Consider the following 26,075-nt stretch of genomic DNA (forward strand, 5'->3'; position numbering starts at 1 on the left):
GGCGCCTCCCACGACATGGGAGGAGCGCTGGATGGAAACGACCGCCCTGCGAAAGCTGCTGGATGAGCGCATAGTCGTGCTCGACGGCGCGTGGGGGTCGATGCTCCAGAACGCCGGACTCAAGCCTGAGGACTACCGCACCGAGCGGTTCCAGGATCACCCGCGCGACATCACCGGCGACCCCGACCTGCTGAACATCACCAGACCCGACGTCGTCCTCGACATCCACCGCCAGTATCTCGACGCCGGCGCGGACATCACGACGACGAACACGTTCACCGCCACCACCATCGGGCAGGCGGATTACGGGCTCGAGCATCTCGCGTACGAGATGAATCTCCGCGGCGCTCAGATCGCGCGCGAGGCGGCGGACGCGGCGGGCGGGAAGTTCGTCGCCGGGTCGGTCGGGCCGCTGAACGTCACGTTGTCGCTGTCGCCCAAGGTCGAGGACCCGGCGTTCCGCGCGGTGACCTTCGACGAGGTGTACGCGGCGTATGCCGATCAGATCAAGGCTCTCGCCGAAGGTGGCGTGGACCTGCTTCTGATCGAGACGATCTTCGACACCCTCAACTGCAAGGCCGCGATCGCCGCCGCCCGCGACGTCGCGCCGCATCTGCCGCTGTGGATCTCGGTGACGATCGTCGACCTGAGCGGCCGGACGCTGTCCGGGCAGACGGTCGAGGCGTTCTGGAGCTCCATCGAACACGCCGATCCGCTGCTGGTCGGCGTCAACTGTTCGCTGGGTGCCGAGGAAATGCGCCCGCACATCGCCGAACTTTCCCATCTCGCGGGCACGTACACCGCCTGTCACCCCAACGCCGGTCTGCCCAACGCGTTCGGCGGGTACGACCAGACGCCCGACGAGACCGGCGCGCTGCTCGGCGACTTCGCCACGGCCGGGATGGTCAACGTCGTCGGCGGCTGCTGCGGCACGACCCCCGCGCACATCAAGGGCATCGCCGACGCCGTCCGCGGGATGGCGCCGCGCGTCCTCCCAGAGGCCGAGCCGCACACCCGGTTCAGCGGCCTGGAGCCGTTCGAGATCGGCGAGGACACCGGGTTCGTCATGATCGGCGAGCGGACCAACGTCACCGGGTCCGCCAAGTTCCGCAAGCTGATCGAGGCCGACGACCACCAGGCCGCCGTCGACGTCGCGCTGGAGCAGGTCCGCGGCGGGGCGAACCTGCTGGACGTCAACATGGACGCCGACCTGCTCGACAGCGAAAAAGCGATGACCACGTTCCTCAACCTCATCGCCACCGAACCCGAGGTCGCCCGGCTGCCGATCATGATCGACAGCTCGCGGTGGACGGTCCTCGAAGCCGGGCTGAAATGCGTGCAGGGCAAGGGTGTCGTCAACTCCATCAGCCTCAAGGAAGGCGAGGAGCAGTTCCTCCAGCAGGCCCGGCGCATCCGCGACTACGGCGCGGGTGTGGTCGTCATGGCCTTCGACGAGGAGGGCCAGGCCGACACCGCCGACCGCAAGGTCGCGATCTGCGCCCGTGCCTACGATCTCCTGACGCAGCAAGCCGGTTTCGTCGCCGAGGACATCATCTTCGACCCGAACGTGCTCGCGGTCGCGACCGGTATCTCCGAGCACAACGGGTACGCCAAGGCGTTCATCGACGCGCTGCCGCGGATCAAGGAACGCTGTCCGGGCGTGCACATCAGCGGCGGTATCTCGAACCTGTCGTTCTCCTTCCGCGGCAACAACGTCGTGCGCGAAGCGATGCACTCGGCCTTCCTGCTGCACGCGGTGCGCGCGGGCCTGGACATGGGCATCGTCAACGCCGGCCAGCTCGCGGTCTACGAGGACATCCCCAAGGATCTGCTGGAACTGGTCGAGGACGTGCTCTTCGACCGCCGCGAGGACGCCACCGACAGGCTGGTCACGTTCGCGGAAACGGTCAACGGCAAGGGAACCAAGCGCACCGTCGACCTGTCCTGGCGGGAGAACACGGTCGAGGCACGCCTCAGCCACGCGCTGGTGCACGGCATCGTCGACTACATCGAAGAGGACACCGAGGAAGCGCGGCAGAAGCTGCCGAGGCCTCTCGAAGTCATCGAAGGTCCGTTGATGGACGGCATGAAGATCGTCGGCGACCTGTTCGGTTCCGGCAAGATGTTCCTGCCGCAGGTGGTCAAGAGCGCGCGCGTGATGAAGCGGTCCGTGGCCTACCTCGAACCGTTCATGGAGGCCGAGAAGGAGAAGGCCCGTCTCGAAGGCCGCGTCGAAACCCGCCAGGGCAACGGAAAGGTCGTCCTGGCGACGGTCAAGGGCGACGTGCACGACATCGGCAAGAACATCGTCGGCGTCGTCCTCGGCTGCAACAACTACGAGGTGATCGACCTCGGCGTGATGGTCCCGGCCTCGGTCATCCTGGACACCGCGGTCTCCGAAGGCGCCGACGCCATCGGGCTTTCCGGCCTGATCACGCCGTCGCTCGACGAAATGGTCAACGTCGCCACCGAAATGGAGCGGCGCGGGCTGAAACTGCCGCTGCTGATCGGCGGCGCGACCACGTCACGCCAGCACACCGCGGTCCGCATCGCGCCCGCGTACGAGAACACGACCGTGCACGTCCTCGACGCCTCCCGCGTCGTCGGCGTCGTCGGCGAGCTGCTCGACCCGGACCGCGCCGAGATCCTCGACAAGAGGAACCGTGAGGACCAGGAAGAGCTGCGCGTCCAGCACGCGAACAAGCAGCGGACCCCGTTGCTGACGGTCGAGCAGGCCAGGGCCAACCCGGAGAAGGTCTCCTTCGACGAGGTCCCGACGCCCGCGTTCACCGGCGTCCGGTACGTCTCACCGTCGCTCACCGAGCTGCGCGAGATGATCGACTGGACCTTCCTGTTCCTGGCCTGGGAACTGAAGGGCAAGTACCCGGCGATCCTGGACAACCCGGTGGCGCGGGAGCTGTTCGACGACGCGAACACCCTGATGGACCAGATCATCGCCGAGGAGCGGTTCCAGGCGAAGGGCGCGTACGCGTTCTGGCCGGCGCACTCCGAGGGCGACGACATCATCCTGGAGTCGGGTCTCAAGTTCCCGATGCTGCGCCAGCAGACCAAGAAACCGCTGGAGCGGCCGAACCGCTGCCTGTCCGACTACGTCGCGCCGGCCGGTGCGGGCGACCACCTCGGCGGATTCGCGGTCACCATCCTCGGTGCCGAGGACTTCGCGGCCGAGTTCGAAGCCAAGCAGGACGACTACCGCGCCATCATGGTGAAGGCGCTCGCGGACAGGCTCGCCGAGGCGTTCGCCGAGTATCTGCACCTCCAGGCGCGGCGCGACTGGTTCGAACCGGACGCCGACCCGAAGCTGGAGGACCTGCACGCCGAAAGGTTCCGCGGCATCCGCCCGGCGCTCGGCTACCCGGCGAGCCCGGACCACAGCGAGAAGCAGGAGCTGTTCGACCTGCTCGACGCGGGCAGCTTCGGCATGGCGCTGACGGAGTCCTTCGCGATGACTCCGGCGGCGAGCGTCAGCGGGCTGATCTTCGCCCACCCCGATTCGCGGTACTTCACCGTCGGACGGCTGGGCAAGGACCAGGTCGAGGACTACGCGGCCCGTCGCGGCGTCGAACTGTCCACTGTGGAGCAGTGGCTGCGCCCGAACCTCGCCTACGAGCCCGAATGACACAATGATCGGGTGACTGCCGAGGGCTCGGACTTCCTGCAGCTGGACATCGGGGACGCACCACCGGGGCGCCGGTCGGACTGGCTGGCGTCGCGGCTGCGGCACGCCATCTCCGACGGCCGCCTGCCGGTCGGCAGCAAGCTGCCCGCGACCAGGGCGCTGGCCGCCGACCTGCGGGTCTCGCGCGGTGTGGTCACCGAGGCCTATCAGCGGCTGGTCGAAGACGGCCACGTCGCCGGGCGCGGCCGCGCGGGCACTGTCGTCGTCGCGGCGCCCGCTCGGACGAAGGAACAGACGACGCCGGGACCCCCGTCGGCGGGCACGATCTTCCGGCCCGCCCCGGGGATCGGCGTCTTCGACTCACTGCGGTCGACCCCGGCGAGGATCGACCTGTCCCCCGGTGTGCCGGATCTGACCGCCTTCCCGAGGACGGCCTGGCTCCGCGCGGAACGCACGGTGCTCAACGACCTTTCGGCGGCGTCCTTCGGCTATGGCGACCCTCGGGGCGCGCCCGCGTTGCGGCTGGCCATCGCGCACTGGATCGCCCGCACCCGGGGTATCACCGCCGACGCCGACGACGTCCTGATCGTCGCCGGTGTCGCGCAGGGTCTCGGGTTGCTGGCCCAGGTGCTGGGTGACAACGGGATCGCCGAGATCGCCGTCGAGGACCCGAGTTCGCTGGGCGCGCGGCAGCATCTGCACGACCGGCGGATGGCGACGCCGCCGATCCGCGTCGACGAGGACGGGGTCGACGTCGGCGAGCTCGTCCGCAGCGGCGCGCCCGCCGTGCTGCTCACGCCCGCGCACCAGTTCCCGACCGGCGTCGTGCTCGGCGGGGAACGCCGCCGCGAGCTCATGCGCTGGGCCGCGGACGGCGGGCTGATCATCGAGGACGACTACGACGCCGAACACCGTTACGACCGTCCGCCGGTCCCCGCGCTGCGCTCGATGCTCGCCGAGCAGGTCTGCTACGCGGGCAGTGTGTCGAAGTGGCTCGCGCCCGCGCTCCGGGTGGGCTGGATGCTGGTGCCGACGCGCTACCGGGACGAGGTGGTCGCGGCCAAACGGTTCGCCGACCTGGGCAACGCCGTCCTCCCGCAGCTGGTGCTCGCGCATCTCATGGAGTCCGGCGAGATGGAGCGGCAGCTGCGGTTCGTGCGCAAACGCCATCGCCGCAGGCGGGACGCGATGATCGACGCGCTCCGGACGCACCTCCCGGACGCCGTCGTGCACGGCGCGGCGGCCGGGCTGCACCTGACGATCACCTTCGACGCCGGGTTCTCCGACCTCGACTTCGCCGCCGCCGCGCTCGAACAGGGCGTGAAGGTGCAGCCGCTGTCATGGCACTGCCAGCGGCCGATGAATCCGGGTCTCGTCCTCGGCTACGGGTCGAGCCCGGCGAGCGACATCGCCGAGGGCATCGCCACCCTCGGCAGGATCAGGCGCTAGCCCGCGAACTGGGCGAGGAAGGCCAGGAGTACCGCCGGGTCTTCGACGTGGGCGTTGTGCCCCAGCCCGGGAAGTTCGGCGGAAGCCGGGCTGAGGGCGCGAAGCTGATCGATATGGCTCATGGGGTCGTGCTCACCGGCGGCGAGGGCGACGGGGCAGCGTGCCGCGCCCAGGAGGCCGGACATGTCGGGGGCGCCGACGGCGAACGCGCGAGGGTCCAGGGACAGCCGCCAGCCGCCCTCGGTTTCGACGATGCCGTCGGGGTCCGCTTCGGCCAGCCCGGTCAGACCGGCGATCTTGAGGAACGCCCGTTCGGCGTCCTCCCTGTCGGGGAACACCCGGGGCGGTTTCGCCGCCAGGTCGGCGGCCTTGGCCAGTTCCGGCTCGCTCCATTCGACCTTGACCCCGACCGCGAGCAACCCGTCGATCCGGAGGCCGAACCACCCGCTGGTCAGGGCGAGCCCGACCACCCCACCGAGCGAGTGGCCGATCACCAGCAGCGGACCGCGTTCCGGGAGCGCGTCGGCGACCGCCCCGGCGAGACTTCCGAAGGAGTAGTGCGCCAAATGCGGTGACGCCCCGTGCCCGGGCAGGTCGGGTGCCAGCCAGCGGTAGCCGGGCTGCAACATCAGGCCGTCCCACACCGCGCCCGTCGCGCCGAGCCCGTGCAACAGGAGCACGGCGGGGCCGTCGGTTCCGGCGGTGCGCATCTTCAGCGTTTCCACCGGACGGATCTTTCCCCAGTCACCGGTCCGCGGGCTAGTCTTCGAAGCCGTGATCACCGATCCGGACACCTACACCCGGGGCGTGCCGTACGAGCGCCTCGCGGAGCTGCGCCGGGAGTCGCCGGTCGTGCGGGTGGACGATTTCTGGGCCGTGCTGCGGCATTCGGACGTCAAGTACGTGCTGAAGAACCCGAAGCTGTTCTCGTCGCGGCTGGGCGGGACGCAGATCCGGGACCCGGCGACCGAACAGGACCTCGGGTACGTCCGCCGGATGATGCTCAACATGGACCCGCCGGAGCACGCCCGGCTGCGGGGCCTGCTCACCAAGGCGTTCACGCCGCGCGCGGTCGGCAGGCTGACCGCGCGGATCCACGGCTGGGCGCGATCGCTGATCGCCGGCGTCCAGGCGGACGGCCGGTGCGATTTCGCCGCCGTCGCCACCGATCTTCCGCTGCTGACGCTGGCCGAGGTCTTCGGGATCCCCGAACAGGACCGGCGGCTGATGTACGACTGGAGCAATCGCGTGATCGGCTATCAGGACGCCGACTACGCGGTGAGCGCGACCGTCGAGGCGGGCGGCGTCACCGATCTCGCGCGGGCGGCGCTGGCGGTGCGGCCGGTTCCGGGGCCGGACGGCGCGATGCCCGATCCGCGCACCCGCGCCGGGATGCCGGACCTCTACGCGTACGCCACCGCGCTCGGCGAGCACAAACGCCGGAACCCCGGCGACGACGTGATGAGCAACCTGATGGGGCACGTGGAAGACGGCGGGCGGGTGTCGATCGCGGAGTTCGAGAACCTGTTCTGGCTATTTTCCGTGGCGGGCAACGAAACGCTGCGCAACGGCATCCCCGGAGGGATGCTGGCGCTGCTGTCGCATCCGGATCAGTACCGGCGGCTGCTGGCCGACCGTTCACTGCTTCCCGGTGCGGTGGAAGAGATGTTGCGGTGGTGGACGCCGGTCGTGCACTTCCGCCGGACCGCGACCGAGGACGTCGTGCTGTCCGATGTGGACATCCGGGCGGGCGACAAGGTCGTCGTCTGGTTCTCCGCCGCGAACCGCGACGAGTCGGTTTTCGAGGACCCGGACCGCTTCGACATCGGCCGCACTCCCAACGATCACCTGACCTTCGGGCACGGCCCGCATTTCTGCCTCGGTGCCCAGCTCGCCAGGGTGCAGTTGCGCGCGATGTTCGAAGCGGTCCTGGACCTGCTCGGCGAGGTCGAACTCGCCGGTGATCCGGTGCGGCTGCGGTCGAACTTCCAGAACGGGCTGAAGTCCCTGCCGATCCGCTGGTGACCCGAAAGGGACCTTCCCGCCCCCGAGCGCGGGAAGGTCCCTTTCACCCCCTTGCTCACTCGGCCGCGGCGAACTCCGGTTCGGCGATGGCGGAGCGGGCTTCGGCCTTGCGCAGGCCGACGACCCCGGACAATGCCACCAGGACACTGATCACGGCGATGCCGGTGACGACGGTCAGCGCGGGCGCCAGGCCGTTCAACAGCGCGGCCGGGCCGGTGGCGCCACCCGCGTTGCCGGTCAGGACCGCGGTCACCACGGCGAGACCGATCGCGCCGCCGACCTGGATCGACGTGTTCAGCAGGCCGCCGGCGAGACCCTGCTCGTCGTCGGAGATGCCGTTGGTCGCCTGGATGTTCAGCGAGGAGAACGCCAGCATGAAGCCGATGCCCAGCAGGATCATGCTCGGCAGCACCGAACCGGCGTAGCTGGAACTCTCGTCGATCCGCAGGAACAGCGCGTACCCGATGACGTGGGCGACGACACCGGCGAGGATCGTGCGCGGGGTGCCGAGCCGGTCGATCAGCGGCTCGATCCTGGGCGAGCCGAAGGCCACGATCAGCGCGGCGGGCAGGAACCCGAGCGCGGTCTGCAGCGCGGACCAGCCCAGCACGGTCTGCAGGTACAGCATCACGACGAACTGGAAACCGATGTAGGCGCCGAAGAACGTCGCGCCGCCGAGGTTGGCGCGGGCCAGCGGGCCCGAGCGCAGGATGCCGAGCCGGAGCAGCGGGTGCTTGCTGCGCTTCTCGATGATCACGAAGGTGACGAGCAGGGCGAGCGCGAGGGCGAACGAGATCAGCGTCCGCGGCGCGGCCCAGCCGATCTCCGGCGCCTCGACCACGGCGAAGACCAGCAGGAGCGAACCGGCGGCACCGGTGATCGCGCCCGGGAAGTCGTAGCCGCCACCCGTCTGCGGCAGGTAGGACGGGATCAGCTTGATGGCGGCGACCAGCGCGGCGATCGCGATCGGCACCGGAAGCAGGAACGTCCAGCGCCAGCCGACCTCGGTGAGCAGACCGGAGAAGACGAGGCCCGCGGAGTACCCGCTCGCGCCGAAGACGGCGAAGATGCTGATCGCCCGGTTCCGGGCGGGGCCTTCGTGGAAGGTCGTGGTGATGATGGACAGGGCGGCGGGTGCGGTGAACGCGGCCGCGAGGCCCTTGATGAAGCGGGTGGCGATCAGCAGCGCGCCGTCGTCGACGAGACCGCCGAGCAGCGAAGCGAGCGCGAAGACCGCGACGGCGACGAGGAAGACCCGGCGCCTGCCGAGCAGGTCGGCGGTGCGCCCGCCGAGGAGCAGCAGGCCACCGTAGCCGAGCACATAGGCGCTGATGATCCATTGCAGGGCGCCGGTGGAGAGGCCGAGTTCGGCCTGGATGGACGGGAGGGCGACGGCGACCATCGACACGTCGAGCGCGTCGAGGCCCACGACTACGGACACGGTGAGCAGGACACCCCAGAGGCGCGCGTCCCACCTTGTAGAGCTGGTGGACAGCTGCACGGAAGAACTCATGATCCGTACAGTACATGCACACGCATCTAATGCAAGTGCATTTAATGTCTTTGCATAAAATTCACGTGCATGCTATCTTGGGCCGCGTGAGCGACGTCGCCGAAGAAGATCTGCTGCAGGAGTGGCGCGAGCTGTCCGCCCGGCACGCGGCGGTCTTCGGCCGCCTCGAATGCCGCCTCCAGGAGCGTCACGGACTCGGCGTCACCGAGTTCGAAGCCCTCGAACGCCTGGTCAACTGTGTCGTCGGCAAGTGCCGCGCGGCCGACCTGACCGACGTCGTCCACCTGAGCCAGAGCGCCACCTCACGACTCGTCGCCCGCCTGGAGCGCGAAGGGCTCGTCCAGCGCGCGCTCTGCGAGTCGGACCGTCGCGGGATCTTCGTCGTCGTGACCGACGAGGGCCGCCGTCGCTACGAAGAGGCGAAGCCGACCCATCGGGCGACCCTCGAAGAGACCCTCACCGTCAAGGCATAACTCCGGACCGAGTACATGAAGGCCCCCTTCATCGCGCCTAGCGCTGTGAAGGGGGCCTTCATGTACTCGGTCCGGTTCTGAGTAAAGAATCTTTGACATAGTGTCTGGAATTCTTTACTTTGGACGTCGTGGCACTGGAAGAGAAACGCGCGTGGATCATGGCCGTGGTCACGGTCTGCGCCTACGCGGTGTACCTGATCGTCGTCCTCGGCCGGGCAGGCTCCGGCCCGCTCGCCGATGTCTCTTACGTGGCGACGTTGTTGTGGACGGTCGGGGCGGCCATCGTGGCCTCGATCGCGCTGCACGTCGCGGCCGCGCTCGCCTCGCCCCGCGACGCGGGACCGAAAGACCAGCGCGACCGCGAGATCGGCCGGTTCGGCGAGCACATCGGACAGTCGTTCGTCGTGCTCGGCGGCGTCGCGGCGCTCGTCATGGCGATGGCGGAGCTGGACCATTTCTGGATCGCCAACACCGTGTACGTCGCCTTCGTCCTCTCGTCCCTGCTCGGCTCGATCGCGAAGATCGCCGCGTACCGCTGGGGATTCCAGGCATGGTGAAACCGACCAAGGTCACGAACTCCATCCGCGCCCTGAGGTTCGCCGAGGGCGAGATGACCCAGGCGGAACTCGCGGACCGGGTCGGCGTCACCCGCCAGACGGTCATCGCGATCGAGCAGGGCCGCTACTCACCATCCCTGGAGATGGCCTTCCAGATCGCCAGGGTGTTCGGCGTCGGGCTCGACGACGTCTTCCAGTATCCGGACCAGGAAACGAGGCCGCCATGAAGGCGATCGTCCAGCACGAGTACGGCACCACCGACGTCCTGACACTGACCGAGTTGCCCGAACCCGAAGCGGGACCCGGCGGTGTCGTCGTGCGGATCCGGGCGGCGGCCGTCGACCCCGGCGTCCGGCACCTCATGGAAGGCACACCGTATCTGGTGCGGCTGATGGGTTTCGGGGTACGGAGACCGAAGGACCGCGTCCGCGGCCTGGACTTCGCCGGTGTCGTGCACGCGGTCGGCGAGAACGTCACGCGGTTCAGCGTCGGCGACGAAGTTTTCGGAACCTGTGAAGGTTCCTTCGCCGAGTACGCACCGACCACAGTGGACAGGATCGCGCGGAAACCCGAAGGCCTCGGCTTCGAGGAAGCGGCGGCCGTCCCCATCTCCGCGTTCACCGCGCTCCAGGCGCTTCGCGACCGAGGACGGGTGGCACCCCGGCAGAAGGTCCTGATCATCGGCGCGGGCGGCGGCGTGGGCACGTTCGCGGTACAGATCGCCAAGGCGTTCGGCGCCGAGGTGGACGGCGTGTGCGGACCGGGCAAGGTGGACCTCGTCCGCTCGCTCGGCGCGGACACGGTTTTCGACTACACGCGCGAAGAATTCGGCGGCGGCTACGACCTCATCCTCGACACCGCGGGCAACCGGTCGCTGACCTCACTGCGGAAATCCCTTACGCCGCGGGGCACTCTCGTGATCGTCGGCGGCGAGGGCAAGGGAAGGTGGATCGGCCCGGTCGCCCGCAATCTGCGGGCGCTGCTCCTCGGGCCGTTCGTGAAACAGAAGCTCCGCGGCCTGTTCTCCACGGAGAACCAGGACGATCTCCAGACGCTGCGCTCGCTCGCCGAGGCGGGAAAACTGAAGCCGGTCATCGACCGCGCCTACTCGCTGGCCGAAGTGCCCGAAGCCATTCGCTACGCGAGCGAGGGGCACGCGCGCGGCAAGGTCGTCATCACCGTCTGATGTTCGTCCTCGCGTTGACCTGCGGTCATCTCGGCGGTGTTCGGTGTCGGGGAGCGATCCGCCGAGCCGAGGAGACCACCGATGCCCGTCAACCGCCGGGACCTGTTGCGAGGCGCCGCCACCGCCGGTGCGCTGGGGCTGGCCTGGCCGTTGAGTTCGCGGATGACGGTCGCGCAGGCGGAGGAGGCCGCGGCGGCGCTGGGCGCGACCTGGGACGAGGCGCCGTTCACGCTCGGTGTCGCGTCCGGCGACCCGGTGCCGTACGGCGTCGCCCTCTGGACCCGGCTCGCACCGAAGCCGATGGAGTTCGAGCAGCCGCTGGACGACACCGTCGAGGTCGCGTGGGAGGTCGCCACCGACCGCGGGTTCCGCCGCCGGGTCGCCGGCGGGACTACGGCGGCCTCCGCCGGGCTCGGGCACAGCGTGCACGTCCCGGTGTCCGGGCTGGAGCCGGGTTCGCAGTACTACTACCGCTTCCAGGCGCTCGGCAAGGTCAGCCGGGTCGGCCGCACCCGCACGGCGCCGGTCGGCCCGGTCCGGCGGGTGCGGTTCGCCTCGGCGAACTGCCAGGCGTTCCACGACGGGTTCTACGCGGCGCACGCCGGGATCGCGCGCGAGGACCTCGATTTCGTCGTCCACCTCGGTGACTACGTCTACGAGCACGGTCAGGTCGGCGGGAACCCGCTGCGCGACCACGAAGGCCCCGAAGTGCTGACGCTGCCGGCGTACCGGCGGCGCCACGCGCTCTACAAGTCCGACCCCTCGCTCCGGGACGCGCACGCCGCCCACCCCTGGTTCATCACCTGGGACGATCACGAGGTCGTCAACGACTACAGCGGGACGACGCCGTCTTTACAGGCACGGCGGTCGGCGGCGTACCAGGCCTGGTTCGAGCACATGCCGGTGCGGCCCGACCACCCGGCGACGCCGAGGATCCACCGGCAGCGCCGCTGGGGCGACCTGCTGGACCTGTCCATTTTGGACCTCAGGCAGTATCGGTCGGCGCAGAACCTGCCCGACGGGACGATCCTGGGCGCGGACCAGAAGGGCTGGCTCAAGGATCAGGTGACCGGCGCCGGCGAGGCGTGGCACTGCTGGGTGAACTCGATCATGCTGAGCCAGCTGGCGAAGCCGGGCGGTGGCTACATGTTCACGGATCAGTGGGACGGCTTCCTGGCCGAACGCGAGGAGGTGCTGACCCACGTGGCCCAGAGCGGCCTCGAAGACCTCGTGGTGATCACCGGCGACTGGCACTCCGCGTTCGTCGACGACATCCGCCCGGACTTCGCGGACCCTTCCACCCCGGTGATCGGCACGGAGTTCACCGCGCATTCGGTCACCTCCGGCGCCTACTCACCCGAATGGAACGCCACGAACGGGCCGAAGCTGGGCGCGGCGAACCCGCACCTCAAGTACTTCGAAGGCGACCGGTACGGCTACGACGTCTACGAGGTCACGCCCCGCCGCTGGAGCACGCACCTGCGGGTGATCGGCGACCGGCGCGACCCGCGTTCGCCGGTGAGCACCCTGACGACGTTCCACGTCGACCGCGGCAGGCCGGGATCGTACGAGGACCGGGCCACGATCACGTCTCCCGCGCAGTACAGGCGGCGCTAGCCGCTAGGCCGAAAGGGGATCCGGGGAACTCGGAAGAGGGGCGGGGGACGCTCTTTCGGAGCAGCGCGGCTCACCGCACGCGTTCTCGTTTCACCTGCCCGATGAATTAACGACAATTCTTCCGTGCGGCTAATCTGAGCTTTCCATTGGGAACGATCCGCGGGAGAAAGCAATGAAGAAGAAAATCGCCGCTTTAGTCATGGCCGCCTTTTCGGCGGCCGGATTCCTGGCCGCTTCGCCGGCCTCCGCGGCGACCGAAAGCCAGTTCCCGCCCTACGGATGCGACAGCAACCGCTACGGAATCCTCTTCGGCGAGGGGATTTCCCTGACCTGCTTCTCCCTGCCGAGACACTCGGAGACCTATCGGGTGGTCGCACACTGCGCGTCGGGATCATCCCTTTGGTTCACCGTCGGACATTGGGTTCCGATCGGTTTCGGCCCGTCGACGGCGGAATGTCACGGCGGACTGCTCGCGAACGCCTACGTCGCGGGATATCACGTAGACGACTTCTAATATCCGAATGAAACGATGTTGATCTTGCGCTGGGGCGTTCAGCGTCCGCTCCCGGCGGGTCCCCACCGGCCCACTTCCGCGGTGAGCCACCGATGCAGGGAAAAGGCAAGCTCGACGGGCGCGTCGTACTGGATCAGATGCCCGGCGCCCGGAATGACGTCGAGGAGGGCGCCGGGAATCGCGTCCGCGAGCTGTTCCGCCCGGTCCACCGGGATCCACGTGTCGTCCGCGCCCCAGATCACCTTCACCGGCAACGCGAGTTCCGGATAGCGGTCCTGGATCTCGTCGGTGTACCGGACGTCCGCCTCGGCGATCTGCCGATAGAAGGCGCGCTGTCCCTCCGCGTCCAGCCAGGGCCCGGTCAGCGTGTCCAGCTGGGCGCGGGTGAGACCACGATGGGAGGCCGTCCCGATGTAGGACTCCAGGGCACCCCGGTGCACCGTCGGCGGCTGTGCCTGGAAGACCTCGGCGTTCTCCGCGACGAGCCGGAAGAATTCCGATCCCCAGGGCCGCAACGCGACGACGTCCACGAGGGCGAGCGAGGCGTATTCGGCGCCGTGCAGCAATTTCGCGCGCAGGGAAACCGCCCCGCCGTAGTCGTGGGCGATCACGTGCGGGGACGTCAGCCCCCAATGCCCGAGGAGGTCGGCGAAGAGTTCGCCCTGCGTCCCGAGATCGACGGCGTGACCGGGTTCCTTCGAGGAGCGGCCGTACCCCGGCATGTCCCAGACATGGACGGTGAATTCCTCGCCGAGCGCTCGCGCGAAAGGCGCCCACAGCTGCGCCGACCACGGTGTTCCGTGGCACAGCACCACCGGGGCGCCTTCGCCGAAACGGTCCCACGCGACCGAACGGCCACGCCACTCGTACGTCCGCGACAACTCCAGCTCGCCGAAAGCCATGATCGCGATCGTAGTGGCGACGGCACGGTCAGTCGGGCAATTCCAGTTCCGTATGCCGTTTGGAGAGCATCTCCGCCAGTTCCCGGAGTTTGATGTTCATGTTCTGCGACGTGTGCCGCAGCACCTCGAACGCCTCCGCCGCGTCGATCCCGCGCCGTGCCATCAGAATGCCCTTGGCCTGCCCGATCGCGTCCCTGCTGTCCAGCGCCTGCTGGAGCTGTTCCTCCTGGAGCTGACCGCGGGTGACCGCGTGCGTGGTCGCCAACGCCAGCGAAGCGTGCGTCGCCAGCAGCAACAGCACGTCGCGGTCGGGCCTGGCGATGCCGAACGGACGTCGCGAGTAGACGTTCAGCGCGCCGGAAAGCTGCGAAATCGACGCCTCGGGCAGCAAAGCCGTCGAAACCAGCGAGTGGAAGCCGAGCGCCGCGGCCGCCGGGCCGAAACGTGGCCAGCGGGCGTCTTCGGCGAGGTTGTCGCTGAAGGCCGCCGCCGGACCCGAAACCCGTGCCGCTTCGACACAGGCGCCCTCGCCGTACTGGTACTGCAACTGGTCCAGCTCACCGGCGATCTCGTCGGTCCCCACCGGCGTGTGGAACCCGCCGTCGGGGTCGAGGAGGGTGACGCTCACCAGATCCGCGCCCGGCACCAGGTCCCGCGTCGCGAAGACCACCCGTTCGAGTACCGCCGCGACCGAGCCGGAATCCAGCAACGCCCTGGTCAGGGATACGAACTGCTTAACCAGTGGCCCGGCGATGAGCCGAGCACCGTTCTCGGAGATCACCGGCAGGTCGCCGTCGCCGACATCCTCGACGAATCGGTTCTTGTCCTGCTGCCAGTCGATTTCATCGGCCAAAGCCCGCCTCTCCCACTTCTGCACATCGGCGTGATGCAGCACGGGAGTCACCGGCGGGAACCGGCGCCGAGCGCGCACCATCAACCGCCGCAACCAACCCGGTTACCGGCGGATCGGCGCTAACTTCTCAACGCTCAGAACCGCTTTCGGAAGCCGACCTTAGCCGAGTGCGATCACCTCGCCTACCGCGACCCACGTTCGGCCCGTCCCGGATCGCCTCTTCCGGTCACGCCGTCGATGAACCGCTCCGCCACCTGGCGTAATTTGACGTTCTGCCGCTGGGACTGGACCACCAGCAACGAGAACGCCTCGTCCTCGTCGACCCGGCGCACGGCCATGAGCACGCCTTTGGCCTGGTCAATGACGGCCCGGGAGGTCAGCGCCGTTCGCAGTTGCCCGATCGTCGTCCTGGCGTCGAGGTAGCGCGCGTGGATCCGCAAGATCGCCTCGACCGCCGTCGTGTAGATCTCCAGCAGCCGCGCGTCGAGTTCGGCGTAGCCGTCGTCCTGGGTCCCGTAGCAGTTCACCGCGCCCGTGAGATGGTCGCTCACCGACAGCGGCGCGGCCAGGAAACTGGCGAACCCGGCCTGCCTGGCACCGCGGGCGAATTCGGGCCAGCGTTCGGCCGATTCGCCGACGGCGACCCGCACGACCTCCCCGGTCTTGCCCGCCTCCAGGCAAGGTCCGTTCCCCAGCCGGTACTGGTCGTGATCGAGTTCGACGATCCCGTCGTCGGTCGCGACGGCGGTGTGCGGGTGACCGTCGTGGAGCAGGGTGATGGACACCTCGTCGACGTCCGGCACGGCGCGGGCCACCTGACGGCAGATCTGCCGCAGGAGGAGTTCGAGCTCTTCCTCGCCTTCGAAGAGGTCGTTCAGCGCGTGAAGAGCGCTGGTCACCTCGTCGAGCGGCAGTACGCCGCGAGCCGGCTCCGGTCGGTTCATGGCGCGCCTCCTGATCTTCTTCAGCAAGAAGTACCCATTCGGGTGCCTGCTCATGTTTCGTACCGGGCGCCGGTTGGTACCCGGGTGTCACGTTGCCGAGAACCCGGGGGTGATCACCGTGGCCTCGCTCCAGGCCGAAGAGCAACGCCGGATCGTCGCGGCGTGCTTCGCGCGGACCGGGCTCACCCTGGAACAGCTGTGGCTGAGATATTTCGCCCTGGGCGGCGACGTCAGCGAGCTCGAACTGGAGGCGTTCCTGCAAGGGCTGCTCCCGCTGCCCAGGATCCAGCGCGACATGGTGGCTCACGCGATCAACGAGCGGCTCGAAGAGGTCTCCGGCGTACGCCAAGCGCCGTACAGCCGCGAGACCGGCGAGAACACCCGTCCCCGTGGTCCCTTGGCCGCGCTGGTGGGACTCCTCGACGGTGCCCACCGGGCTCCGCCGGAGCGCTTGCCCGAGATCATCGCCGCGGCGGGCCGCGCGCTGGACCTCGAACTCGCCGTCTATCTCGTCGACGACGACCAGCGCAGGCTCGTCCCGCTTCCCGGCGGCTCGGCACCCGGCCGGGTGCCGCTGGCCATCGAGGCCAGTACCGCCGGCCGGGCGTACCGGCACGCCGACACCATCCCCGCCGAGGAACCGGCCGGGCGCCGATTGTGGGCAGTGCTGATGGATGGCGACGAACGCCTCGGTGTGCTCGAAGTCGAGGCCGACGCGGACACCGACCTCCACGACCCCGCTCTGCGCACCCAGTGCCGATGGCTCGCATCGCTGTCCGGCCACCTCCTCGCCGGCGCGAGGAGGTACGGCGACGGTCTCGACACGCTGCTGCGACAACGACCGTCCAGCCCCGCCTCGGAGCTGCTCCGGCAGAGCCTGCCCCCGTCGACCGCGGCGACACGCGACGTCGTGGTGGCGGGCGGTATCGAGCCCGTCCACGACGTTCGCGGCGCGGCCTTCGACTACGCCCTTTCCGAGACGACGGCGTGGCTGGCGGTCTTCGACGCCGGCCGCGACGCGACGCGCGCGAGCCAGATGGTTTCCCTCGCGCTCGCGGCTTGTCGATCCGCTCGCCGCGAGGGCCGCGGGCTGCGCGATCAGGAGGCCGCTGTCGACGAAGCGCTCTCGGCGCAGTTCGTCGACGGCGCGCTCGTCCGCGGCACGCTGGCCGAACTGAACCTGGCCGACGGCACCCTGCGTTGTCTCCAGGCGGGCGGCGAGCCACCGCTCGTCCTCGGCGCCGACCACGAGCAGACCACAGTGGACAGTGCGCGGCGCCCGCCCTTCGGCGCCGGGCCGCTCGGCCGGATCGTGACCACCCGGCTGCGGCCCGGAGACCTCCTGGCCCTGCACACCGAAGGCCTCTCAGGCGCACGCGCCGCCGACGGCCCGCCGTTCGCGCTCGAAGACTGCCTGGACGCTCATGCCCGGCACGCTCCGCCCGAAACCGTCCGGCGGGTGCTTCAGGCCGCGAAGTTCCACTGCCACAACGGTTTCACCGGCGACGCCGGACTGCTGATCGCTCGCTGGTCGAGCCGCCCTTCAGACTGGTTCAGCCGCTGAATACGACGTCTACCGCGTTGACCGTCCCTCCCTTCCGGCCCGGCGCCACCTGATAGCGCCAGTACAGGTTCGTGTGCGCGATGACCTGCTCGGGTTTCGGCGCTCCCCATTCCGACTTGTCCACCGTCGTGTGCGCGTCGCCGACGAGCGTCGCGTCGTACCCGCGGACCAGGGCACCGTGCAACGTCGAACGGATGCAGGCGTCGGTCTCCGCCCCGACGACCACGAGCCGCCCGACGCCGCGTTCGGCCAGCACCTTCTCCAGATCGGTGTCCTCGAAAGAGTCTCCGTAAGACTTGTCGACGCGTGGCTCGGCGTCCTCGGGAGTCAGCTCGCCGACGATGCGCCATTCCTCGCTTCCGTGCACGAGCTCGTCGTCGGCGTGCTGCACCCACACGACCGGGACGCCTTCCTTCCGCGCCCTGCCGACGAGACCGCCGATGTTCGCGACCACGGCGTCGCGTTCGTGGCCCTCGTCGACGACGCCGTTCTGGACGTCGACGACCAGGAGCGCGGTGTTCGGCCGGTTGTCGAGAGTGGTCATGACGGGTATCCCTCCAGATCGGACTGCTGGAGCGGACCCTAACCCGGACCACCGACAAGAACCGGTGATCAAGCCCCCGGAACGGCGGAGGCCTTCGCGTTGCGCCGGACGTCGGACCACGCCCCGTCGCGGCACAATCCGCAGGAAGGGCCGAAGAACTCGGCCCTGGCCCGCTCGTCGCCGGAAAGCCAGAACCGGAACCAGGCGGTGATCGCGCCGCGGAACCCGCCACCGTCACCGGCGGGCGTGAAGTGGGTCGCCCCGGCGAGTTCGCCGTAGACCGCGGGCACCTGGTCCGCGAGGCGATAGCGCGGGATGACGAGCAGCGCGGGGATGACGATGGTGTCGAACTGGCCGCCGAGGAAGAACGCGGGCCCCGTCAAGGCCGCGGCGGAGCCCTGCGGGCCCGGTTCGATCGGGATCGTGGCGGTGACGCGGGGATCCGCACCGGCGGCGATCGCCCCGCCGCCGCCCTGGGAGTGGCCGGTGGCGCCGATGTGCGCGGTGTCGATCTTCCCCTGGTAGGGACTGCCGGGACGCGAGTTCTCGGCGATCAAGGTCGTGGCCCCGGCCAGCATCTCCTTGCCCGAGCCCGCGTTCGGCGTGTCGGCCGCCGCGACCACGAAACCGTGCGACGCCAGATGACGCAGCAGGCCGTCGTAGATCTTCGGGCTCGCGCCGGTTCCGTTGCCCCACAAGATCACCGGATGCTTGTCCAGCCGCGAAGGCCGGTACACGGTGTGCGTGCTGTCGAGGGCTTCGACGGTCACCGCGTAGGGACCCGGCGCGCTCCACCGGTCCGCGATCCCGGTCGCCGCCGTCGCGGCGGGGGCGATGCCCACGGTCGCGACCGCGACCATCCCCGCGATGAGTGTCCGTGCGCGCAGTCCCGCCATACCGGTCACCGTCCCGTTCGGCCCGGGCCCCGTTGCCCGCGACGTTCCCTTCCCAGGGTGTCGGCCCGGTCACCGTCGGTCCATGGGACCGATCACAACATCGGGCGGAAAACCTTGTGATCGAGAGGAACCCGGCCATCCACTGTGGTCACCCGAATGCCGACAACCCGTCCAGCAGCCTGTCGACGTCCTCCGCGCTGGTGTACGGAGCCAGCCCGACCCGGAGCGCCGGATCCTCCAGCTTCAGGGCCGCGAAGACTTCGTAAGCGTAGAAGGACCCCGCCGGGGCGACGATCTTCCGTTCGGCGAGATGCCGTTGCGCCTCGCGTTCACGGCCACCGAGCCCCATGAGCAGGGTCGGGGTCCGGTCGGCCGCCTTGCAGTGGACGGTGACCGCGTCCCCCAGTCCCTTTTCCAGTTTGGCGCGCAGCGTGATTTCGTGGTCGTGCAGGGAAGCCAGCGAGTTCGTCAGCCGTTCCCGCCGGGACCCGCCCGATCCCGGATCGATGGCGGCGAGGAAGTCCACCGCGGCCGTCGCGCCCGCGAGGATTTCGTAAGGCAGGGTGCCGAATTCGAAGCGCTCGGGCACGGTGTCCGGCGAGGGCGCGAGCTTGTCCGGCTCGACGGTTTCGAGCAGGGACGGCGCCGCGCCGAGCACCCCGCAGTGCGGGCCGAGGAACTTGTACGGCGAGCAGACGAAGAAGTCCGCTCCCAGCGCGGGGACGTCCACCAGATCGTGGGCGGCGTAGTGCACTCCGTCCACCCACACCAGCGCCCCGGCGTCGTGCGCGAGATCGGCGATCCGGCGGATCGGCGGCTTGGTGCCGAGGACGTTCGAGGCCGCCGTGACCGCGACCAGCCTGGTCCTCTCGGTGAGCACCAGGGAATCGAGGTCGAGTTCGGTGGTTTCGGGATCGATGTCGAGCCAGCGGACGGTCAGCCCGGCTCGCTCGGCGGCCTGGACCCAGGGCCGGACGTTGGCGTCGTGATCGAGACGGCTGACGACGATCTCGTCGCCCTCGCGCCAGTTTTTGGCCAGGTGCCGGGAAAAGTCGTACGTCAGCTGAGTGGCGCTGCGGCCGTGGACGACGCCTTCGGCAGGCACGTCGAGGAAATCGGCGTAAGCGGCGCGGAAGCCGGCGACGGCGTTCTCCGCGTTGAGTTCGGACGGGCTGACCTTGCCGCGGTTCGACAGCGGAGCGGTCAGGGTCCCGGCGATGGCGTCGGCGACGGGCCGGGGTGTCTGGGTACCCGCGGGTCCGTCGAAGAAGGCGGTTCCGTCGGCGAGGGAAGGGAAGTGGAGCCGGAGGGCGGCGACGTCGATGGCCATGACCTCGACTCTGACATCCGGTGAGGGACCGAGTAAACGCTTCGTGGCCGGAAGTTTCTCCGGCCACGAAGCGTCTCGGACTCAGTACAGCGTCAGCCGGTACGCCCCGGACTGCGCGGTGCCCGCGAACAGGTACCGGCCATCGGCACTGATCGCCAGCGAGAGCACCCTGGCGTCGGGAAGCGCGCCCGGTACCGGCGACCAGGTACGGCCGAAGTCCGTGCTGCGCAGCACGCCTCCCCCGGTCGAACTGCTCGCGAACCACACCCGGAAGTCGAACGGATGCGGAAGGATCCGGCTGATCTCGCGGGAGTCACCGCCGTCGGCGACCCGCCGGAACGTCCGGCCGTCGTCCTCGCTGAGCAGGATGCCCGCACCACCGGCGAGGACGCGCCCGCCACCCCATCGGCTGACCGAGATCGAGCTGACCGGCTCGTCGGAGACCCGGGTCCAGGTCTTGCCGCCGTCGTCGGACCGGTAGAGGCCGCTGGCGTCCCCGCCCCAGACCCGGTTCGCGTTCCACGGGTCGCCTGCGAACGCGATGAACCCGATGTCGGTGGTGAGCTTTTCCCAGGTCTTCCCGGCGTTGTCACTGCGGTAGAGCACGTAACCGGTGGGCGCGAAGGCCGAGACGAAGATCCGGTCCGGGTCGGCAGGATGCGCGAAGATCGTCCTGGGGATTCCTTCCTTCGCCTTCGCCGCGAACTGCCAGGTGCGGCCGCCATCACCGCTGCGGAGCACGTCGAGCGCGAACCCGTTCCGGGTGACCTGCCAGACGACGTCCGGGCGGCTCGGCGAGACGGACAGGCGCGCGTCCTCGTGCAACCGGTCGGCGGGATGCGACTGCCAGACCCGGTCGGTCGCGGCGACCTTGCCACGCGGGAGCGGGGTGTTGTAGATCTCCTGGACCCCGGCCGCGACGACGCTCTCGCGCAGGAGGTTCCCGCTGGTCACGAGGTCGCGAATGGATTCGCCGGGGACGCCGATCTGCCGGTAGCCGCTCTTGCCGCCGTCCGCGTACACCCCTCGGTACAGCGAGGAGATCAGCGTGGTGGCGGGTTTGCCCGGCGCCGCGGGGAGTTCGATCATGTCGCTGACGCCTTCACCCGCGGCCGGCACCGGTTTGCGGCTCCAGGTGCGGCCGAAGTCCGTGCTGACGTCTATGTCGTTATACGTCGAAACGTACAGACGGCCGCCGACGAAGCGCGGTTCACGCAGTTGCTGGCCGCCCGGATCGCGTCGCAGCACCGACCAGGTCTTGCCGCCGTCGGTGGAACCGTGCAGCTCGGTGCCGACCGTGACCACGAACCGCTTGCCGTCCGACGCGACCTGATTGACCTCGCCGTTGGTCCGGTAGACGAGCTCGGCCCGCGGTTCCTTGGTGCTGACCCCGCGGACCACCCACAGCGCGTACTCCGGGTAGACCGTCGTGAAGTAGGCGTCGTCGCCGACCATGATCAGTTTGAGCGGGCCGACCGGCGCCGCGACCCCTTCGCGAGGCCAGGTCCTCGGCACGTCGTTCCAGCTCACGCCGCCGTCGGTGCTGACGCTCAGCGTGTCGAGGTTCTGCACCACGACGACCCGGCCGGTGGGGTCCGTCGCCATGCCGAACGAGCCGTCGGGGTACCACTCGCGCAGGGTCTCCCAGGTCTGGCCGCGGTCGGTGGTGCGCAGCAGCATCCCGTGCCACTCGCCGACCATGCCTGCGGGTTTGTTGCCCACCGCGAGCATCCGGTCCGGGTTCACCGGATCGACGAAGAATCCCTGGATGGAGGTGTCCGCCGGCAGACCCCGGCGCGCACTCCAGGAGGCGCCGCGATCGCCGGAGAGCCACAGCGCGGGCGGGCTGGGCTGCATCATCGCGAGCCCGGCGGGCGAAACGGCCAGCAGGCCGCCGACGCTGTTCGGGCCGACCGGTTCCCAGCCGCCGCGGGGCAGCCCGGTCGCGTTGACGTCCGTGGCCGGCTGCCGGGGTTCGGCGGTGGCCACCGACGTCGCCCCGGTGGTCCCGAGAACCGTCAGCAGCCCGAGAACGAACATGCGTTTGGTGGTCGATCTCAGTTTCATGCGGGAGATCTTGGCGCAAGATCCGCCAAAGGGATAGAGATTCATCGGATCTTTACTGGACAGCCGACTGTGTCATCCCTCTTGTTCCCCATGTCAAGACTTGACTTGCGACAAACTCATCGGATCACCGTCGAACGACGACCGCGATCAGCGCGGCGGCCAGCAGGGCCAGGTACGCGATCGCGTGGACGCGATCCGGGATCCGGCCGACCACCCGGCGCGTCACGGCGATGGTCGGCAGCGACCCGCACAGCAGCGCGCCCGCGGCCACCAGGTCGATGTAGCCGACGTGGGCCGTGCCCGAAGCCGTCCCCGTCGCCGCGAAGGCGTAGACGGCGGTGCCGATCACCGCCACCGGCAGGCTCAGCGGATTCGCCAGCGCGGTCGCGTCGGCCATCGGCAGGCCTTTGCGCCGCATGAGCGGGACGGTCAGCACGCTGCCCCCGACCCCGAGAAAGCTCGCCACGGCACCGATCCCGATGCCGCCCGCGGTGGCCGTGAACCCGCCGAGCGCACGGGGCCGGGTGTCTTCCTGCCTGCTCACGAAACCCTTCCGGACCACGCTGTCGGCGATGGTCAGCGCGAGGTAGGCGACGAAGAGCCAGCGCAGGACGCTTTCGTCGGCCGCGGTGGCGGCGAAGGAACCGAGCACGGCGCCCAGGCCGATGAACGCGATGAGCGGCCACAGGTACTCGCGGCGAAGCCGTCCGGTCCGCCGCTGGGCGAAGGTCGCGCTCCCGGCGTTGACCACCATCACCGCGGTCGACGTGGCCACCGCCACGTGCATCGCGCCCAAAGCGTGCTCCGGCTCCGCGAGCGCGAAGGCGTAGACGACGGGCACGGTGATGAATCCGCCGCCGAATCCGAACAGGACAGTGGTGACACCGCTCAGGCAGCCGAAGCCGAGGAGCACCGCGATCTCGATCATCACTCCCTCGACGGTAGGCGTCGCCGGTGCGGCGGGCATTCGAAAGGACGCCACTTTCTTTCGTGCATCGGACAGGTGGCGTAGCCTGGGTGAAGTGCGCGACATCCCCATCGACGAGGTCGACCACCTCGATCGCGCGGTGGTGGCGATCCGCACCGATTACCCACCGGGACACCGGATTCCCCCGCACCGGCATCGGCGGGCGCAGTTCCTCTACAGCGCGACGGGATCGATGCGGGTCGAAACGGCCGACGGCACGTGGACCATCCCGACCCGGCGCGCGGTGCTCGTCCCGCCGGAGACCGGTCACCAGGTCCTCACGACGACCGTGAGCACCCGGAGCCTGTACATCGAGCCGAAAGCGGTGCCGTGGTTCCCGCGGCGCTGCCAGGTCGTCGAGGTCTCCGCGCTGCTCCGGGAACTACTGAACGAGGCCGTCGACGTGCCCGGACTGTATTCCCCGCGCGGGCGGGACGCCGCGGTCATCGGCCTGATCCTGCACGAGATCCGCCGGTCCGCCCCGGTCCGGCTCGACCTCCCCCTGCCGTCGCACGACCGGCTGCGCGCGCTGTGCGAGTCCTTTTTGGACCATCCGGACATCCACGATCCCTTGAGCGCCTGGGCGTCCCGGCTGCACGTGAGCGAGCGGACGGTGAACCGGATCTTCACCGCCGAGACCGGGATGGGTTTCGCGCGCTGGCGGCAACGCGCCTGTGTCCTGCATTCCCTGTCGCTGCTGTCGGACGGGCGCCCGATCGCGGGGATCGCCGCCTCGCTCGGGTACGAAAGCCCGGCCGCGTTCTCGACGATGTTCACCCGGCTCCTCGGCACGTCGCCGAAGGACTATCGCGCGGCTACCGCGCGCTGATCACCGCCGTCCCGAACGCCGCTGTCTCAAAGTGAGACACGACACCTCTCCCGCCGTTCCGCCCGCGCCCCTACCTTCCGTTCAAGCCCAGGCGAACAAGGGAGTTCAGCGCATGAGCAAGAACGTACTCGTCACCGGTGCCGCACGGGGAATCGGAAAGGGGATCGCGCTCCGGCTCGCCGCGGACGGCCACGACGTCGCGGTCAACGACATCGCCGCCAACGAAGCGGAACTCGAGGCCGTGGCCAAGGAGATCCGTGAAGCGGGACGGCGTTCCGCGGCGGTCATCGCGGATGTTTCGGACCCCGCTTCGGTCACCGCCATGGTCGGCGAAACCGCCGGCGAATTGGGCTCCCTGGACGTCATGGTCGCGAACGCGGGAATCGCCCAGGTCCTGCCGCTGCTCGAAGTGACCCCGGAGGACTGGGACCGGATGATGGCCGTCAACGCGCGCGGCATTTTCCTGTGTTACCAGGCCGCGGCCAAGCGAATGATCGAGCAGGGGAACGGCGGGAAGATCATCGGCGCGGCGTCGATCGTCGCCCATCGCCCGTTCGCGTTGCTGGGCCACTACTCCGCGTCCAAGTGGGCGGTGCGCGGACTCACCCAGGCGGCCGCGATGGAATGGGCGCGGCACGGCATCACGGTCAACGCGTACTGCCCGGGTATCGTCGGGACCGCCATGTGGGACCTCATCGACGAGAAGCTGGCCGAATCGGAAGGGATCCGGAAGGGACAGGCGATCGAGAAGTATTCGAACCTGATCCACCTCGGCCGGGTCTCCGTTCCCGAGGACGTGGCGGCGTATGTCTCGTACCTCGCTTCGCCGGATTCCGATTACATGACCGGCCAGTCGGTGATGATCGACGGAGGAATCCAATTCTCTTGAGCAGGAAAGCAGGACGATCATGATCTTCATCACGGCGAAGTTCCGGGTCCGTCCCGAACACGCGGACCGGTGGCCGGAAATCGCGCGCGATTTCACCGAAGCGACCCGCGCCGAGCCCGGTTGCCTTTGGTACGACTGGTCACGCAGCCTGGACGACCCGAACGAATACGTTCTCGTCGAGGCGTTCCAGGACGACGACGCGGGCGCCGCCCACGTCGGTTCGGAGCATTTCCGCGCGGCACAACGCGATCTGCCGCCGTACCTGGCCGAGACGCCGCGGATCATCAACGCGAAGATCGACCAGGACGGCTGGTCGGAACTCGGCGAACTCGCCGTCAAGTAGGTTCCGCGCCCCGCCTCGGTCCGCACCGGACCGAGGCGGGCGCTCAGCCGCGCTGGGCGCGTGCCGCCCCGACGCAGTAGGCGCCGAACGCGGCGACCCCGGCGGCCACCGCGATGAGCAGCACCGTGCCGAACGGCTGGGCGGCCAGCGTGCGCAGGGCGGCGTCGAGCCCGCCGGAGCGGGACGGATCGTGCTCCAGCGCCGCGAATCCGAGGAGCACCGCGATCACGCCGAACACCACGCCCCGGGCCGCGTAACCGATCCTCCCCAGACGCTCGACCCACCGCCGGGTTCCCGACGGCAGCTTCGAGAGGTCGAGGTCCTCCATGAAGGTCCGGCGCACACCCTTGACCACCGAAGCGACGGCCACGCCGAACACGATGACGGCCACCACGATCACCAGGAACGGTCCAGCGGGCATCCCGAGCAGCATCGCGGTGTACTCCTGCTGCTTCTGGTCGGAGCTGCCCTGTCCGCCCGCGCCCGCGGCGAGCTGGCCCGCGTAGACGCCCAGCGAGATCCCCATGAGGCAGCGCACGCCGGACGTCACCCGCTTGACGGTTCGCTTCTTCTCCTCGTCGATCCACGTGTAGCCGACGACGGCCAGCAAGGCCTGCCACAGGCCGTACGCCACGAGGCCCGCCGCCAGCACCCACAGCAGCACGCCACCCACCGGCGTCGAGCCGACCTCGGCGACCGCGCCGCGCCCGTCCGCCTCCTGACCGCCACCGCCGATCGCGATCCGCACGGCGAGGTACCCGATGAGCAGGTACACCAGCCCGTAACAGCCCATCCCGATCCGTCCGAGCGTCTGGACGGCCTTGTTGTGGCGCACCTGTCTGACCTTGGTCGTGGGCATCCGGCTCACCCTTCTTTCCGAGTCTTTCCCCGAGTCTCACGGGCGACGGCCAAGACCGCCGCGCGACTGGTCCATCCGGCCCAGCGCAGTGATCGACAAGGCGACAGCGTCCGG

Annotated in this window: 24 protein-coding genes; 13 read left to right on the forward strand and 11 right to left on the reverse strand. The window is 69.2% G+C overall.

Annotated elements, in window-relative coordinates; genetic code table 11:
• Nucleotides 1-31 precede the first annotated feature (31 nt).
• Entirely contained in the window at nucleotides 32-3,640 is a 3,609-nt protein-coding gene (gene metH / locus AB0N89_RS09105) for a methionine synthase (RefSeq protein ID WP_364202061.1), read from the forward strand.
• 12 nt (nucleotides 3,641-3,652) lie between these two features.
• Nucleotides 3,653-5,089 carry a PLP-dependent aminotransferase family protein gene (locus tag AB0N89_RS09110; RefSeq protein ID WP_364202064.1) on the forward strand — a complete coding sequence of 479 codons (1,437 nt, stop codon included), beginning with the start codon at nucleotides 3,653-3,655 and terminating at the stop codon, nucleotides 5,087-5,089.
• Here AB0N89_RS09110 and AB0N89_RS09115 read toward each other — a convergent pair.
• Nucleotides 5,086-5,814 (reverse strand): alpha/beta hydrolase, encoded by a 729-nt coding sequence (locus AB0N89_RS09115; protein WP_364202067.1) that lies wholly within the window; start codon nucleotides 5,812-5,814, stop codon nucleotides 5,086-5,088. The genes AB0N89_RS09110 and AB0N89_RS09115 overlap by 4 nt on opposite strands.
• Nucleotides 5,815-5,863: 49 nt before the next feature.
• On the opposite strand from AB0N89_RS09115, the gene AB0N89_RS09120 reads away from it, so the two are divergent.
• Nucleotides 5,864-7,114 (forward strand): cytochrome P450, encoded by a 1,251-nt coding sequence (locus AB0N89_RS09120; RefSeq protein ID WP_364202069.1) that lies wholly within the window; start codon nucleotides 5,864-5,866, stop codon nucleotides 7,112-7,114.
• Between the two features lie 55 nt (nucleotides 7,115-7,169).
• On the opposite strand, the gene AB0N89_RS09125 is transcribed toward AB0N89_RS09120, so the two are convergent.
• The gene (locus AB0N89_RS09125; protein ID WP_364202072.1) at nucleotides 7,170-8,627 is read right to left on the reverse strand and encodes an MFS transporter; all 1,458 of its coding nucleotides are present in this window, start codon (nucleotides 8,625-8,627) and stop codon (nucleotides 7,170-7,172) included.
• Between the two features lie 86 nt (nucleotides 8,628-8,713).
• On the opposite strand from AB0N89_RS09125, the gene AB0N89_RS09130 reads away from it, so the two are divergent.
• The 6 genes from AB0N89_RS09130 to AB0N89_RS09155 all read left to right on the forward strand — a co-directional run bounded on the left by AB0N89_RS09130 (nucleotide 8,714) and on the right by AB0N89_RS09155 (nucleotide 12,974).
• A complete protein-coding gene (locus tag AB0N89_RS09130; RefSeq protein ID WP_364202075.1) occupies nucleotides 8,714-9,100 on the forward strand; it encodes a MarR family transcriptional regulator in 387 nt (128 codons plus the stop codon).
• A gap of 128 nt (nucleotides 9,101-9,228) precedes the next feature.
• The gene (locus AB0N89_RS09135) at nucleotides 9,229-9,657 is read left to right on the forward strand and encodes a hypothetical protein (protein WP_364202078.1); all 429 of its coding nucleotides are present in this window, start codon (nucleotides 9,229-9,231) and stop codon (nucleotides 9,655-9,657) included.
• Nucleotides 9,651-9,884 (forward strand): helix-turn-helix transcriptional regulator, encoded by a 234-nt coding sequence (locus AB0N89_RS09140; RefSeq protein ID WP_364202081.1) that lies wholly within the window; start codon nucleotides 9,651-9,653, stop codon nucleotides 9,882-9,884. The genes AB0N89_RS09135 and AB0N89_RS09140 overlap by 7 nt, the downstream gene beginning before the upstream one ends.
• Nucleotides 9,881-10,843: an NAD(P)-dependent alcohol dehydrogenase gene (locus AB0N89_RS09145; RefSeq protein WP_364202084.1), complete on the forward strand. Its 963-nt coding sequence runs from the start codon at nucleotides 9,881-9,883 to the stop codon at nucleotides 10,841-10,843. The genes AB0N89_RS09140 and AB0N89_RS09145 overlap by 4 nt, the downstream gene beginning before the upstream one ends.
• Nucleotides 10,844-10,924: 81 nt before the next feature.
• Nucleotides 10,925-12,460, forward strand: a complete 1,536-nt coding sequence (locus tag AB0N89_RS09150; protein WP_364202087.1) for an alkaline phosphatase D family protein — start codon at nucleotides 10,925-10,927, stop codon at nucleotides 12,458-12,460.
• Between the two features lie 172 nt (nucleotides 12,461-12,632).
• Complete coding sequence (locus AB0N89_RS09155) at nucleotides 12,633-12,974, forward strand: hypothetical protein (protein ID WP_364202090.1); 342 nt, start codon at nucleotides 12,633-12,635, stop codon at nucleotides 12,972-12,974.
• 38 nt (nucleotides 12,975-13,012) lie between these two features.
• Here the strand turns inward: AB0N89_RS09155 and AB0N89_RS09160 are convergent, their stop codons facing one another.
• The 3 genes from AB0N89_RS09160 to AB0N89_RS09170 form a co-directional block, all read right to left on the reverse strand.
• On the reverse strand, nucleotides 13,013-13,876 hold the full coding sequence (locus AB0N89_RS09160; RefSeq protein ID WP_364202093.1) for an alpha/beta fold hydrolase: 864 nt from the start codon (nucleotides 13,874-13,876) through the stop codon (nucleotides 13,013-13,015).
• A gap of 28 nt (nucleotides 13,877-13,904) precedes the next feature.
• Nucleotides 13,905-14,810: a GAF and ANTAR domain-containing protein gene (locus AB0N89_RS09165; protein WP_364202096.1), complete on the reverse strand. Its 906-nt coding sequence runs from the start codon at nucleotides 14,808-14,810 to the stop codon at nucleotides 13,905-13,907.
• Nucleotides 14,811-14,911: 101 nt separating this feature from the next.
• Nucleotides 14,912-15,673 (reverse strand): GAF and ANTAR domain-containing protein, encoded by a 762-nt coding sequence (locus AB0N89_RS09170; protein WP_364202098.1) that lies wholly within the window; start codon nucleotides 15,671-15,673, stop codon nucleotides 14,912-14,914.
• A gap of 118 nt (nucleotides 15,674-15,791) precedes the next feature.
• Between AB0N89_RS09170 and AB0N89_RS09175 the strand changes: the two genes are divergently transcribed.
• Nucleotides 15,792-17,237, forward strand: a complete 1,446-nt coding sequence (locus AB0N89_RS09175) for a PP2C family protein-serine/threonine phosphatase (RefSeq protein ID WP_364202101.1) — start codon at nucleotides 15,792-15,794, stop codon at nucleotides 17,235-17,237.
• On the opposite strand, the gene AB0N89_RS09180 is transcribed toward AB0N89_RS09175, so the two are convergent.
• From AB0N89_RS09180 to AB0N89_RS09200, 5 genes are all read right to left on the reverse strand, one after another.
• Nucleotides 17,227-17,781, reverse strand: a complete 555-nt coding sequence (locus tag AB0N89_RS09180) for a cysteine hydrolase family protein (RefSeq protein ID WP_364202104.1) — start codon at nucleotides 17,779-17,781, stop codon at nucleotides 17,227-17,229. The two genes, AB0N89_RS09175 and AB0N89_RS09180, sit on opposite strands and share 11 nt — an antisense overlap.
• A gap of 68 nt (nucleotides 17,782-17,849) precedes the next feature.
• Entirely contained in the window at nucleotides 17,850-18,677 is an 828-nt protein-coding gene (locus AB0N89_RS09185; RefSeq protein ID WP_364202107.1) for an acetylxylan esterase, read from the reverse strand.
• Between the two features lie 148 nt (nucleotides 18,678-18,825).
• On the reverse strand, nucleotides 18,826-20,007 hold the full coding sequence (locus AB0N89_RS09190; protein ID WP_364202110.1) for a cysteine desulfurase-like protein: 1,182 nt from the start codon (nucleotides 20,005-20,007) through the stop codon (nucleotides 18,826-18,828).
• A gap of 81 nt (nucleotides 20,008-20,088) precedes the next feature.
• Nucleotides 20,089-22,074 (reverse strand): peptidase S8/S53 subtilisin kexin sedolisin, encoded by a 1,986-nt coding sequence (locus AB0N89_RS09195; protein ID WP_364202113.1) that lies wholly within the window; start codon nucleotides 22,072-22,074, stop codon nucleotides 20,089-20,091.
• Between the two features lie 124 nt (nucleotides 22,075-22,198).
• Nucleotides 22,199-23,005, reverse strand: a complete 807-nt coding sequence (locus tag AB0N89_RS09200; protein ID WP_364202116.1) for a sulfite exporter TauE/SafE family protein — start codon at nucleotides 23,003-23,005, stop codon at nucleotides 22,199-22,201.
• A 91-nt stretch (nucleotides 23,006-23,096) separates the two neighbouring features.
• On the opposite strand from AB0N89_RS09200, the gene AB0N89_RS09205 reads away from it, so the two are divergent.
• The 3 genes from AB0N89_RS09205 (at nucleotide 23,097) to AB0N89_RS09215 (ending at nucleotide 25,102) form a co-directional block, all read left to right on the forward strand.
• Entirely contained in the window at nucleotides 23,097-23,870 is a 774-nt protein-coding gene (locus tag AB0N89_RS09205) for a helix-turn-helix transcriptional regulator (protein ID WP_364202119.1), read from the forward strand.
• Nucleotides 23,871-23,982: 112 nt separating this feature from the next.
• Nucleotides 23,983-24,759, forward strand: a complete 777-nt coding sequence (locus tag AB0N89_RS09210; protein ID WP_364202122.1) for an acetoin reductase — start codon at nucleotides 23,983-23,985, stop codon at nucleotides 24,757-24,759.
• A gap of 19 nt (nucleotides 24,760-24,778) precedes the next feature.
• Nucleotides 24,779-25,102 carry a putative quinol monooxygenase gene (locus AB0N89_RS09215; protein WP_364202125.1) on the forward strand — a complete coding sequence of 108 codons (324 nt, stop codon included), beginning with the start codon at nucleotides 24,779-24,781 and terminating at the stop codon, nucleotides 25,100-25,102.
• A gap of 43 nt (nucleotides 25,103-25,145) precedes the next feature.
• Here the strand turns inward: AB0N89_RS09215 and AB0N89_RS09220 are convergent, their stop codons facing one another.
• Nucleotides 25,146-25,961 (reverse strand): DUF1206 domain-containing protein, encoded by an 816-nt coding sequence (locus tag AB0N89_RS09220; RefSeq protein WP_364202128.1) that lies wholly within the window; start codon nucleotides 25,959-25,961, stop codon nucleotides 25,146-25,148.
• Nucleotides 25,962-26,075 lie beyond the last annotated feature (114 nt).

It is taken from the genome of Amycolatopsis sp. NPDC089917 (assembly GCF_040684635.1).
Classification (GTDB): domain Bacteria; phylum Actinomycetota; class Actinomycetes; order Mycobacteriales; family Pseudonocardiaceae; genus Amycolatopsis.

Coding starts and splice junctions, on each gene's coding strand:
- metH (WP_364202061.1), top strand. CDS start 32: ATGGAAACGACCGCCCTGCGAAAGCTGCTGGATGAGCGCATAGTCGTG.
- AB0N89_RS09125 (WP_364202072.1), bottom strand. CDS start 8,627: ATGAGTTCTTCCGTGCAGCTGTCCACCAGCTCTACAAGGTGGGACGCG.
- AB0N89_RS09140 (WP_364202081.1), top strand. CDS start 9,651: ATGGTGAAACCGACCAAGGTCACGAACTCCATCCGCGCCCTGAGGTTC.
- AB0N89_RS09145 (WP_364202084.1), top strand. CDS start 9,881: ATGAAGGCGATCGTCCAGCACGAGTACGGCACCACCGACGTCCTGACA.
- AB0N89_RS09150 (WP_364202087.1), top strand. CDS start 10,925: ATGCCCGTCAACCGCCGGGACCTGTTGCGAGGCGCCGCCACCGCCGGT.
- AB0N89_RS09155 (WP_364202090.1), top strand. CDS start 12,633: ATGAAGAAGAAAATCGCCGCTTTAGTCATGGCCGCCTTTTCGGCGGCC.
- AB0N89_RS09160 (WP_364202093.1), bottom strand. CDS start 13,876: ATGGCTTTCGGCGAGCTGGAGTTGTCGCGGACGTACGAGTGGCGTGGC.
- AB0N89_RS09165 (WP_364202096.1), bottom strand. CDS start 14,810: ATGGTGCGCGCTCGGCGCCGGTTCCCGCCGGTGACTCCCGTGCTGCAT.
- AB0N89_RS09170 (WP_364202098.1), bottom strand. CDS start 15,673: ATGAACCGACCGGAGCCGGCTCGCGGCGTACTGCCGCTCGACGAGGTG.
- AB0N89_RS09180 (WP_364202104.1), bottom strand. CDS start 17,781: ATGACCACTCTCGACAACCGGCCGAACACCGCGCTCCTGGTCGTCGAC.
- AB0N89_RS09185 (WP_364202107.1), bottom strand. CDS start 18,677: ATGGCGGGACTGCGCGCACGGACACTCATCGCGGGGATGGTCGCGGTC.
- AB0N89_RS09190 (WP_364202110.1), bottom strand. CDS start 20,007: ATGGCCATCGACGTCGCCGCCCTCCGGCTCCACTTCCCTTCCCTCGCC.
- AB0N89_RS09195 (WP_364202113.1), bottom strand. CDS start 22,074: ATGAAACTGAGATCGACCACCAAACGCATGTTCGTTCTCGGGCTGCTG.
- AB0N89_RS09210 (WP_364202122.1), top strand. CDS start 23,983: ATGAGCAAGAACGTACTCGTCACCGGTGCCGCACGGGGAATCGGAAAG.
- AB0N89_RS09215 (WP_364202125.1), top strand. CDS start 24,779: ATGATCTTCATCACGGCGAAGTTCCGGGTCCGTCCCGAACACGCGGAC.
- AB0N89_RS09220 (WP_364202128.1), bottom strand. CDS start 25,961: ATGCCCACGACCAAGGTCAGACAGGTGCGCCACAACAAGGCCGTCCAG.